7 protein-coding genes are annotated in these 10,856 nt (G+C 70.4%); 4 read left to right on the top strand and 3 right to left on the bottom strand.

Features of this window, described 5'->3' with window-relative positions; translation table 11 throughout:
• Positions 1 to 413: 413 nt before the first annotated feature.
• Both ACFY0T_RS15105 and ptsP read left to right on the top strand, forming a co-directional pair.
• Entirely contained in the window at positions 414 to 863 is a 450-nt protein-coding gene (locus ACFY0T_RS15105) for a PTS glucose transporter subunit IIA (protein WP_388869368.1), read from the top strand.
• A gap of 80 nt (positions 864 to 943) precedes the next feature.
• Positions 944 to 2,614: a phosphoenolpyruvate--protein phosphotransferase gene (gene ptsP / locus ACFY0T_RS15100; RefSeq protein WP_388869365.1), complete on the top strand. Its 1,671-nt coding sequence runs from the start codon at positions 944 to 946 to the stop codon at positions 2,612 to 2,614.
• A gap of 70 nt (positions 2,615 to 2,684) precedes the next feature.
• Here ptsP and ACFY0T_RS15095 read toward each other — a convergent pair whose 3' ends face one another.
• On the bottom strand, positions 2,685 to 3,578 hold the full coding sequence (locus ACFY0T_RS15095; RefSeq protein WP_388869363.1) for a hypothetical protein: 894 nt from the start codon (positions 3,576 to 3,578) through the stop codon (positions 2,685 to 2,687).
• 22 nt (positions 3,579 to 3,600) lie between these two features.
• Entirely contained in the window at positions 3,601 to 4,809 is a 1,209-nt protein-coding gene (locus tag ACFY0T_RS15090; protein WP_388869361.1) for an MFS transporter, read from the bottom strand.
• Between the two features lie 111 nt (positions 4,810 to 4,920).
• Between ACFY0T_RS15090 and ACFY0T_RS15085 the strand changes: the two genes are divergently transcribed.
• Positions 4,921 to 6,240 (top strand): aminotransferase class I/II-fold pyridoxal phosphate-dependent enzyme, encoded by a 1,320-nt coding sequence (locus tag ACFY0T_RS15085; RefSeq protein WP_388869358.1) that lies wholly within the window; start codon positions 4,921 to 4,923, stop codon positions 6,238 to 6,240.
• Here ACFY0T_RS15085 and ACFY0T_RS15080 read toward each other — a convergent pair whose 3' ends face one another.
• On the bottom strand, positions 6,241 to 8,208 hold the full coding sequence (locus tag ACFY0T_RS15080; protein WP_388869355.1) for an acetoacetate--CoA ligase: 1,968 nt from the start codon (positions 8,206 to 8,208) through the stop codon (positions 6,241 to 6,243).
• 213 nt (positions 8,209 to 8,421) lie between these two features.
• Between ACFY0T_RS15080 and ACFY0T_RS15075 the strand changes: the two genes are divergently transcribed.
• Positions 8,422 to 10,788 (top strand): glycoside hydrolase family 31 protein, encoded by a 2,367-nt coding sequence (locus ACFY0T_RS15075; RefSeq protein ID WP_388869352.1) that lies wholly within the window; start codon positions 8,422 to 8,424, stop codon positions 10,786 to 10,788.
• Positions 10,789 to 10,856 lie beyond the last annotated feature (68 nt).

Below are 10,856 nucleotides of genomic sequence, written 5' to 3'. Positions count from 1 at the left end.
TTTTGGCACGCTGTTGAGTTCTCAAGGAACGGACGCTTCCTTTGTACTCACCCGAGAGACTCTCTCAGGCTTTCCTCCGGGCGCTTCCCTTCGGTGTTTCAAACTCTATCAGTGTTTTTCCGTCTCTCTGACCACCGTCCCGCAGGCATGCGGAACGAGACCCCGAGATAGGATCTGACAAGTTGAGTGCTGCCAGGCAAGGACGCTTGGTTGCGTCGCTCAGCCTCAAGCAGGAGTACGACTCTACATCGGCGCCTGGAGGGGGCGCAAATCGTTTGCGCTGTGCTCTACGGCCGCCAACCGGTACCTGTCATGCGGAACCGGCACTTCATATGACATACCCTGCTCGGCAGTGCGCCGTCCGGGACAGGCAGTGACGGCCCATATGAATCTCCACCCCTGGGAGGCTTCCCATGACCACCGTGACGTCCCCTATTCCAGGACGCGCCATCGGACTCGCCGCGGTACCCGATCCCGTGTTCTCTGGAGCGATGGTAGGCCCCGGCACGGCGATCGACCCGGTGCGTGAGCCCTCGGAGGCTGTCGCCCCCGTGGACGGAGTCATTGTCTCGCTCCACCCGCATGCTTTCGTCGTCGTCGACAGCGAGGGCCATGGTGTGCTCACGCACCTGGGCATCGACACCGTGCAGCTCAACGGCGAGGGTTTCGAGCTGCTCGTCAACAAGGGGGACACCGTGACGCGCGGTCAGGGCGTCGTCCGTTGGAACCCGGCAGCCGTCGAGGAGGCCGGCAAGTCCGCGGTGTGCCCGATCGTGGCGCTCGAGGCCACGGCCGACTCCCTCTCCGACGTCCGTGAGGACGGCGATGTGAAGGCCGGCGACGTTCTTTTCGCCTGGCAGTGACGTGGGTGCCGTCGTAGGAGACGGCAAGTTGGACAACCACCGCGGCGGCGGGACCCGCCGCACTATCGGAGACGGGTGAGATGGAGACAACGCTGCGAGGCGTCGGCGTGAGCCACGGTGTGGCGATCGGCGAGGTTCGGCACATGGGAACGGCGGTTCTTGAACCGCCTGCCAAGCAGATCCCTGCGGAGGACGCGGAGCGCGAACAGGGGCGTGCCCGCAAGGCCGTGGAGGCTGTGGCAGCCGACCTGATTGCGCGCGGCAATCTGGCGGGGGGCGAAGCCCAAGCGGTGCTCGAGGCTCAGGCCATGATGGCCCAGGATCCCGAGCTGATGGCGGATGTGGATCGTCGTATCGCCGTCGGCAGCACGGCCGAGCGTGCGGTGTACGACGCGTTCGCCGCGTACCGCGCGCTGCTGGCCGGTGCGGGTGAGTACCTCGCTGGTCGCGTGGCCGACCTCGACGACGTGCGGAACCGTATCGTCGCCCGACTGCTCGGGGTGCCCATGCCGGGTGTCCCGGACAGCGACGAGCCGTACGTCCTTATTGCTCGTGACCTTGCGCCTGCGGACACGGCACTGCTCGACCCCACTCTGGTGCTCGGTTTTGTCACCGAGGAAGGCGGGCCGACCAGCCACAGCGCGATCCTGGCGCGAGCGCTCGGCGTGCCCGCCGTGGTGGCGCTGCCCGGTGCCGGTGAGCTCGCCGAAGGCACCGTGATCGCCGTGGACGGCAGCACTGGTGAGATCTTCGTGGAGCCGAGTGCGGAGAAGAAGGCGCAACTGGAGGCCGCGGCGGCGGAGCGCAAGGCGGCGCTGTCCGCGTCGACGGGTCCGGGTGCCACCTCCGACGGTCACAAGGTGCCGCTGCTGGCGAACGTCGGCGGTCCCGCGGACGTGCCTGCCGCTGTCGAGGCCGGTGCCGAGGGTGTCGGTCTGTTCCGTACCGAGTTCCTCTTCCTGGACGACAGCAAGAACGCGCCGTCCGAGGAGAAGCAGGTCGAGGCGTACCGACAGGTGCTCGAGGCCTTCCCCGAGGGTCGTGTCGTGGTGCGTGTGCTCGACGCGGGCGCGGACAAGCCGCTCGAGTTCCTGACTCCGGCCGACGAGCCGAACCCGGCGCTGGGTGTGCGCGGTCTTCGGTCGCTGCTCGACCACCCCGAGGTGCTGCGTACGCAGCTGACCGCCCTCGCGAAGGCTTCGGAGGGGCTGCCGGTCTACCTCGAGGTGATGGCTCCGATGGTCGCGGACCGTACGGACGCCAAGGCGTTCGCGGACGCGTGCCGTGCGGCCGGGTTGCAGGCGAAGTTCGGCGCGATGGTGGAGATTCCGTCGGCCGCGCTGCGGGCGCGGTCGATCTTGCAGGAGGTCGAGTTCCTGTCCCTGGGGACCAACGACCTCGCGCAGTACACGTTCGCCGCGGACCGGCAGGTGGGTGCGGTGTCCCGTCTGCAGGACCCGTGGCAGCCCGCGCTGCTCGACCTGGTCGCTTTGTCCGCTGAGGCGGCCAAGGCCGAGGGCAAGAGCTGTGGTGTCTGCGGTGAGGCCGCGTCGGACCCGCTGCTCGCGTGTGTGCTGACCGGTCTGGGTGTCACCTCCTTGTCTATGGGCGCCGCGTCCATTCCTTATGTTCGGGCGACGCTCGCCAAGTACACGCTCGCCCAGTGCGAGCGTGCCGCCGCGGCCGCGCGTGCCGCGGACACGGCCGAAGAGGCACGTACGGCGGCGCAGGCGGTGCTGTCCGGCGAGTAACCGGACGTCGTCGCTCGATCGACTCGTGTCCAGGGGCGCTCCACCTGCGGGTGGGGCGCCCCTTTCACGTTCAGTGCGTATGGCCCGTCCTTTCCCCTTCGTCTCCGAGGTCGGGTGGCACGCAGTAGTCGACGCCTGATTCCGGGGAGACGAGGTCTCCGGAGTCGGCGTCGGTGCAGTAGGCGTCGAAGACTTCCGCGGCGGTCAGGGGTTCCAGGTCTTCTCCGCGCAGGCGCCATCCATAGACACGGTCGGTGGTGTCGGGCGCGGTGGTGCGCATGACCAGTCCCCCGGCGGTCCGTGTCGCGATGCCGAGGGCCAGCACGGTGGTGAATTCGAGGGCTTCCGACTCCTCGAGGCGGGCCCTGCCCTCCGGGTCGTCATCGGCTCGGAGTACGGCGACGAGCGTCTCGGGTGTTGTCGAAACGCTGCATACGAGGTGCAGGTCGCCGCGGCCCGCGGTGTCGATGATGCGGGCGAGCAGGTGGGAGGCGCGGGCGAACGCCGCTCGGCCGATGTCCTCGCCGCAGGACGCGCAGTTGCCGATGCGGGCCAGGAGTGTGGTCGCGTACTCCCAGGTGGCCATGCGGATGGCCTCGTCGACGAGGTCCGGGACGAGTTCGTCGAGGGGCTGTCCGTCGTAGGGAACGGTGGGGCCCGTGGCCGCCAGTTCGGCGGTGAAGCGTGTGCGGCTGGCCGGGGCGTCGGGTTCGAGGCCGCTTTTGGCGCAGAATTCGGCGTATTCCTCGGGGTCGAAGAGTGCGACCGTGGTGTGGCTGCCCTGGGCGGCGAGGGTCCTGAGCAGGGACTCCACTTGCTGGAGGTACGTCGTGTGGTCGTCGAAGGCGAAGGTGCGGTAGCGCCGCATCGCCGTGAAGTCCTGTTCGTCGGTCAACAGGCCGATGGTGCCGGCGATTTCGCGGCGCAGTACGCGTCGCATGGTCTGGTGCTGGGTGTGCGCCATGTTTCCCCCTGTGCGCAGTCGATCAATGCTCACTCACAGTAACTGGTGGCACTGACAATGCCGGTCGGTCAAGGCGCTCACGTACGACGTGGTGCTGAAACCAGCAGGTCACGGCTATGGTCGCGCCGAATGCGGTCCAGCCGAGGGGGCCTGTGGCGATGGCCGCGGTGACGGCCAGTGGTCCGACGCTGCGTTGTGCGGACTGCGCGAGTCCGTGGACGCCGAGGTAGGCGCCCTGGGCCGTGTCGGGCGCGAGGGCGACGGAGAGTTCCCAGGAGACGGTGGCGTGGAGCATCTCGGCGATGGTGAAGGCGACGGCCGCGGCGGTGAGGAACAGGGTCGCGGCGACGACACCGCCCGTGGCCGAGAGCGCCATGGCGACGCCGCCCAGGGCGAAGGCGGCGGAGAGCGGGATCAGCAGGGCGCGCGCCGCGGCGGTTGTGGCGCCGAAGCGGGCCAGTGGAACCTGCAGGGCCACCACCATCACGTTGTTGAGGACCATGAGCAGCGGGGCGAGGCCGTGTGGCGCGTGGTCCGAGTGCGCGATCCACAGCGGCAGTCCGACCTTGAACACGGCGTCGTCGAGGAAGAGGACGGTCTCTGTGGCGACGTATGCGAGGTAGGTGCGGTCGCGCCAGGGGCTGGCCGGCCGCGTAGCGGGGGCGGGGTCCTTCGACGTGGTGATCGTGCGGGCGGCCGAGGGCGGTTCCCCGCAGCGTGTGGTGACGAGCGCGACGGCGACGAATGACAGGGCGTCGCCCACCAGGAGCCACTGGTATGCCGCGGTGGTGCCCAGGGCGAGGGCTCCCGCGGCGGCGAGACCGCCAAGGGCCCAGCCGGCATTGGCGACGGTGCGGTTGAGGGCCTGGTAGCGGACGCGGTCCGGTCCCGCGACGCGGGTGGCGTAGAGCTTGGTGAGGACGTTGGCGGCGCGGTCGCCGAGGCTGCCGACGGCGGAAAAGGCCAGCAGTAGGGCGTAGTTGTCGGTGGTCAGCAGCGCGAAGGAGGCCAGGGCCCGCAGGATCTGGAGGGCGATCAGGACGTGGGTGAGCGGCAGGCGGTCGGCGATGCGGCCGCCGAGCGGTGCGCCGGCGATACCGACGGCTCCGGACACGGCGACAAGGGTGCCGACCTCCGCGACGGAGAGGCCGGTGACGTAGGTGAAGTACAGGACGGAGGCCGATGCCCACAGGCCACTGCCAATTCGGTCGACGAGGGCGATCCAGAGCATTCTTCGGCCGTCGCGGCCTCCTGGAATGCGTTTCGACCATGCGGCTGCGCGGCGCATCGGGCTCACTGTTCCCCCTTGCCTTCAATTATGTATTGATACATACTTAGCAACGTGGCAACACAATATGGGATCAGTGGTACGACGGCCAAGGGGATTGCCTCGTCCGTCGAACGAGGCGTGTCCGAGGGCGCGTTGGAGCCGGGAACGGCACTGCCCCCGGTGCGCAGACTTGCCGACGAGCTCGGCGTGAGTCCGGGAACGGTCGCGACCGCCTACAAGGAGCTGCGGCGACGCGGGATCGTGGTGACCCGGGGGCGCGGCGGGACCGTAGTGGCCGCCGCACCCTCGGTGGCGTCACGGCGGCCGCCGAGAGTGCCGGACGGGCTGCGCGACTTGGCGGGCGGGCATCCGGACCCCGAGCTGCTGCCCCATCTGGTGCCGCCATCACGGCTCTCCCCCGGTGCGCGGTCGCACCGCAGCACGCCGCGGCTGGCGCGGCTCGAGGACGCCGTACGGGACTGGCTGGGGCCGGACGGGGTGCCGACCGACCACGTGACGTTCGCGCACGGTGCGCTGGATCTGATCGGGCGGCTGCTGTCGGTGGAGTTGCGGCCGGGCGACGCCGTCGCCATGGAAGACCCCGGTTATCACCATCTGCTCGATCTGGTCACGGCATTGGGGCTGCGCACCGTTCCGGTCGCGGTGGACGACCAGGGGATCCGCCCCGAGGCGCTGCGCGGTGCCCTGCGGGGCGGCGTGCGCGCGGTGGTGTGCAGTCCGCGGGCGCAGAATCCGTACGGCGGGTGTTTCTCGGCGGAGCGCCGGGACGCGCTGGTCGACGCGCTTCAGGAAGAGCCCGATGTGCTGGTCGTGGAGAACGATCACGCGTCCGCCGTCGCGGACGCACCTCTGCGCACGTTGACCGCGGGCGGTCTGGCGCGCTGGGTGCACGTGCGGACCGTGAGCAAGTTCCTCGGTACCGATTTGCGGTGGGCCGCTGCGGCCTGTGATCCGACGACGCTGGCTCGGCACGACGGTCGGCTGCTGCTGACGTCGGGCTGGGTCAGTCACCTGTTGCAGGAGACGGTGTACGGGCTCATGACGGACGACGGCACGCGCGCGTTGGTCGCGCGCGCCCGGGAGACGTACGGGCTGCGGCGGAAGACTCTCGAACGTGAGCTCGCGGCGCGTGGGATCGAGGCTCACGGTGTGAGCGGGATGAACCTCTGGGTGCCCGTGCGGGACGAGTCGGCCGTCGTGAACGGGCTGCGGTCGTACGGGTGGTGGGTCGCGGCGGGTGCGCGCTTCCGGCTCGCTTCCGGCCCCGGTGTGCGGATCTCGGTCGCGGAACTCGAACCCGTCGACGCGGTGCGCCTGGCCTCGGACTTCGCTGTCGTACTCGGCGAGTCCGAGGCCACCTACGGGGGGTGATCAGGCGCGCTTGCGGGCCAGGTCTTCGTAGAAGCGCAGCAGTTCGACGTTGTCCACGGAGCCGATGTTGACCGCCTTCTCCAAGGAGGCGCCCTGGAGGAGGCGTTTGACCGGGACCTCGATGCGCTTGCCCGTGAGGGTGTGGGGCACGCCGGGTACCTCGATGACCTCGTCGGGGACGTGGCGCGGGGAGAGCTGTTCCCGGATGGTCTGCTTGATGCGGTTCAGGAGGGCCTCGTCGAGTGCGGCTCCGGGGGCGAGGTGCACGAAGAGGGGCATCCAGTAGCCGCCGTCGGGCTGTTCGATGCCGATGACGAGCGACTCCTTGATCTCGGGGAGGCGTTCGACGGCTTCGTAGATGTCGGCCGACCCCATGCGGACGCCCTGACGGTTGAGCGTGGAGTCGGAGCGACCGTGGATGACGACGGAGCCGCGTGAGGTGACGGTGATCCAGTCGCCGTGGCGCCACACTCCGGGATACGTGTCGAAGTAGCTGTCGTGGTAGCGGCTGCCGTCGGGGTCGTTCCAGAAGCGGATGGGCATGGACGGCATCGGGTTGGTGACCACGAGTTCACCGACTTCGTCGGTGAGGGGCTTTCCACTGGGGTCCCACGACTGCAGGTCGGTGCCGAGGCCGGGGGCCTGGAGTTCACCGATGTACACCGGGAGTGTCGGTACGGCTCCCGCGAAGCAGGAGCACACGTCGGTGCCGCCGCTGACCGAGGCGATCCACAAATCGTCGCGGACTTCGTCGTGCAGCCAGCGGAAGCCGTCGGGCGGCAGGGGCGAGCCGGTGGTGGCGACGCACTGCACGCGCGCGAGGTCGAAGTCGCGGGAGGGGTGGACACCCGCCTTGCGACACGCCATGACGTACGCCGCGGAGGTACCGAACAGGGTCGCCCCGGTGCGCTCGGCGATGCGCCACTGGGCGCCCGTGTCCGGGTAGCCGGGGCTGCCGTCGTACAGGACGATCGTGGTGCCCGTGAGCAGGCCGGAGACGAGGAAGTTCCACATCATCCAGCCCGTGGACGTGTACCAGAAGAAGCGGTCCTCGGGACCCAGGTCGCAGTGCAGGCCGAGCTGCTTGAGGTGCTCGACGAGGATGCCGCCCTGGGACTGGACGATGGCCTTGGGAAGGCCGGTCGTGCCGGAGGAGTAGAGCACCCACAAGGGGTGGTCGAAGGGCACCTGCTCGAAGACGGGCTCCACATCGGCGGAGGTCAGGTCGGACCAGTCCAGCGCGCCCTCGGGTGCCTCGGTGCCGAGCAGCGGGATGTGGACGACGGCGCGCAGGGTGGGCAGTTCGCGGCGCAGTTCGGCGACGGTGTCGCGGCGGTCGTGCTCCTTGCCGCCGTAGCGGTAGCCGTCGACCGTGAAGAGCAGGACGGGCTCGACCTGCTGGAAGCGGTCGAGGACGCTGCGGGCGCCGAAGTCGGGGGCGCAGGACGTCCAGACGCCTCCCACGGCGGCAGTCGCGAGCAGGGCGACCACGGCCTGCGGAATGTTCGGGAGATAGCCGCTGACACGGTCTCCCGGGCGTACGCCGAGGGCGCGCAGCTCGGCGGCCAGGGAGCCGACCTGGCGGCGCAGCTCCGACCAGGTCACCGGGGTCGGCTCATGGGTCTCGTCGACGTACAGGAGAGCCGGTTCGTCCGCACGGGTCTCCGCCGCGCGCAGGGCGTGCTCGGCGTAGTTGAGGGTCGCCTCGGGGAACCATTCGGCGCCCGGCATGGAGCGGTCGCCGAGCACGCGCGCGTAGGGGGTCGAAAACCGGACGTCGAACCACTCGGTCACGGCTTTCCAGAAGGTGTCCAGCTCATCCACGGACCAGCGGTGCAGCGCCGCGTAGCCGCCGTCGGACGGGGCTCCGTGGTGCTCGGCCGCCCAGGCCTGGAACTTAGTGATCTGCGCCTGGGCGATGCGTTCCTCGGTGGGCTGCCAGAGCGGTGAGGGGTTCGCGGTGGACATGGGGCGGCTCCCGGACTGTGCGCGTCGTGTGCGTCTGTCGCGCACGAGCAGGGGTGTGCGCGACACGCGGCTGACACGGACGATGCCATGTGATCGACTTCTGCACCAGGGCGCGCCACACATAGTCGGCGGAGTGAAGATGTGGCGTCGCCACGGGTGAACGGGAGTTGAACGACTCACCCATTTGGTGTCGGCAATGGCAGGGTGAGCAGCATGGACGGTCGTGACCTGGTGCGTTCGGTGAAGGCGGTCGGCTCGGGGGGCGCCACTCAAGGGTTGCGCACGGTGCGGGCCGCGTGGCGCAGGAGGCGTGCCGACGCCACCGGGTTGCCGCAGCGGGGCGCCGAGCGCGCGCGGGTGCCTGGGCCGGTGCGCGGTGTGGAGCCGGGGCCCGGCGGTGGAGTCGTCCGGTTCGCGCGGTCCGAGCTGCGGATCATGGTCGCGGTGAACGGGGGGGTGTTCTGGGGCTGGGAGGGGGTTGCCCCAGAGCCGTCGTACGCGCTCGCGGGCCGCTGCCCGGAGCCGGACCCGCGAGCCGTCCTGGAGCCCGACAAGGACGGCGGCTGGCGGGTCGTGGCCGAGCGGGCGACCGTCGTCGTCTCACGGCACGGCGCGGTGGAGGTGCGCACGCCCGGTGGTGTGACCCTGCGCCGCGATCTGCCGCCGCGTTGGTGGGAGCCCGTCGACGGTGGCGGAGCCCGCTGGATGCAGCGCTCCGAAGTGGCCGCAGACGCGCGGTTCTTCGGCCTGGGCGGACGCGCGGCGGGCCCCCGGCTGCGCGACGGGACGTACCGGCTGTGGAACACCGATCCCGGGCAGGCCTTCGGGCCCGGCGACGATCCGCTGTACATCACCATGCCCGTGCAGATGGTGGTCGCCGACGCTGCCACGCATCTCGTCTTCCACGACACGCCGTGGGACGGCACGGTGACGCTGCGCGAGGGCGAGGAGGGGGCCGGCTCCGGGCACGACCGGCCGGGGACGTGCGAGCTGCGGATGGACGGCGGCCCGCTGCGCTGCTGGGTGATCGTGGGCACCCCCGCGCGCGTGCTGCACGCCTGGGCCTCGCTCACCGGGGCACCCGCGCTGCCGCCCGCGTGGGCGCTGGGGCACCATCACGCGCGCTGGGGCTTCGGCAGCGAGCAGGAGGTGCGGCGGATCGTCGCGGGCTACCAGGAGCGCGGTCTGCCGCTCGACGCGATCCACCTGGACATCGACCACTACGACGCGCACCAGGTGTTCACCGTCGACCCCGAGCACTTCCCGAAGCTGCCCGTGCTCGCCGAGGACCTGCGCCGCGACGGCATCCGCCTGGTGTCGATCGTCGACCCGGCGGTCAAAGCCGAGTCGGGCAACGCCGTGTACGACAGTGGGCTCGCCGAGGACGCCTTCGTACGGGATGCCTCGGGGCGGCTCGTGCGCGGTGTCGTATGGCCTGGAGAGTCGGTCTATCCGGACTTCACGCACGCGCGCGTGCGGCGCTGGTGGGGCGGTCTGTACGAGGAGCGGCTCACGCAGGGGTTCGCCGGTTTCTGGCACGACATGAACGAGCCGACGTCGTTCACGGCCTTCGGGGAGTCGACGCTGCCGCGTTCCGCCCGGCACTGCCTGGAGGGGCCCGGCGGAGACCATCGTGAGGCGCACAACGTGTACGCGCTGGGCATGGCCCGGGCCGCGTACGAGGGCCTGCGCGAACTGACGCCCCAGGAGCGGCCGTTCCTCTTCTCGCGCTCCGGGTGGGCCGGAATGCAGCGCTACGGAGGAACCTGGTCCGGGGATGTGGCGACGGGCTGGCCCGGGCTGCGGGCCTCGCTGTCGCTGGTGATCGGCCTCGGGCTGTGCGGGGTGCCCTATTCGGGGCCCGATGTGGGCGGCTTCGACGGGAGCCCTTCTCCCGAGCTGTATCTGCGGTGGTTCCAGCTCGGCGCGTACCTTCCGCTGTTCCGTACCCACGCGAGCCTGCGGGCGGGCCGAAGGGAGCCCTGGGAGTTCGGTGACGACGTCCTGGAGCACGCGCGCGTGGCGCTCGTCGAGCGGCGGCGTCTGCTCCCGTACTTCGTCACACTGGCGCATCTGGCGCGCCGCACCGGTGCGCCGTACGTGCGACCGGTGTGGTGGGGCGCGCCCGAGGACCGGGCGCTGCGCGACTGCGAGGACGCCTTCCTGCTCGGCGACAGTCTTCTGGTGGCGCCCGTGCTGGACCACGGGGCAGATCGGCGTGCGGTGCAGCTGCCGCGGGGACGGTGGTACGACACGGTCACCGAGGAGGCGTACGAGGGGCCGGCCCAAGTGCTGATCGACGCCCCCTTGTCACGGATTCCGGTTCTGGCGCGCGCGGGTTCCGTCGTGCCCGTACGCGGGGCCGACGGCGGTCTGGAACTGGAGGCGTGGGCGCCCGCGCGCGGGCGCAGCGGAGGCGGGCTCGTCGTGCCGGACGCGGGCGACGGGTGGGACGAGCCGGAGATCGAGCGCTATGTGACGCGCTGGGAGGGGCGGCAGGTGGTCGTGCGACGGGAGGGCGAGGGCGACCTGAGCGAGCCGTCGTACCCCGTGCGGGTGCAGGGGCTCGGGGCACTCTGACCGATCGGTGAGCGTCTCGGGCAGGCCTTGGGGCGTACGGATGCCGGGGCGGCGGGGCCGCACAGCTG

The organism is Streptomyces sp. NPDC001530 (assembly GCF_042894545.1).
GTDB lineage: Bacteria > Actinomycetota > Actinomycetes > Streptomycetales > Streptomycetaceae > Streptomyces.
Note: the sequence above shows the minus strand (reverse complement) of the source record. Positions and strands in the feature narration are given on the sequence as shown.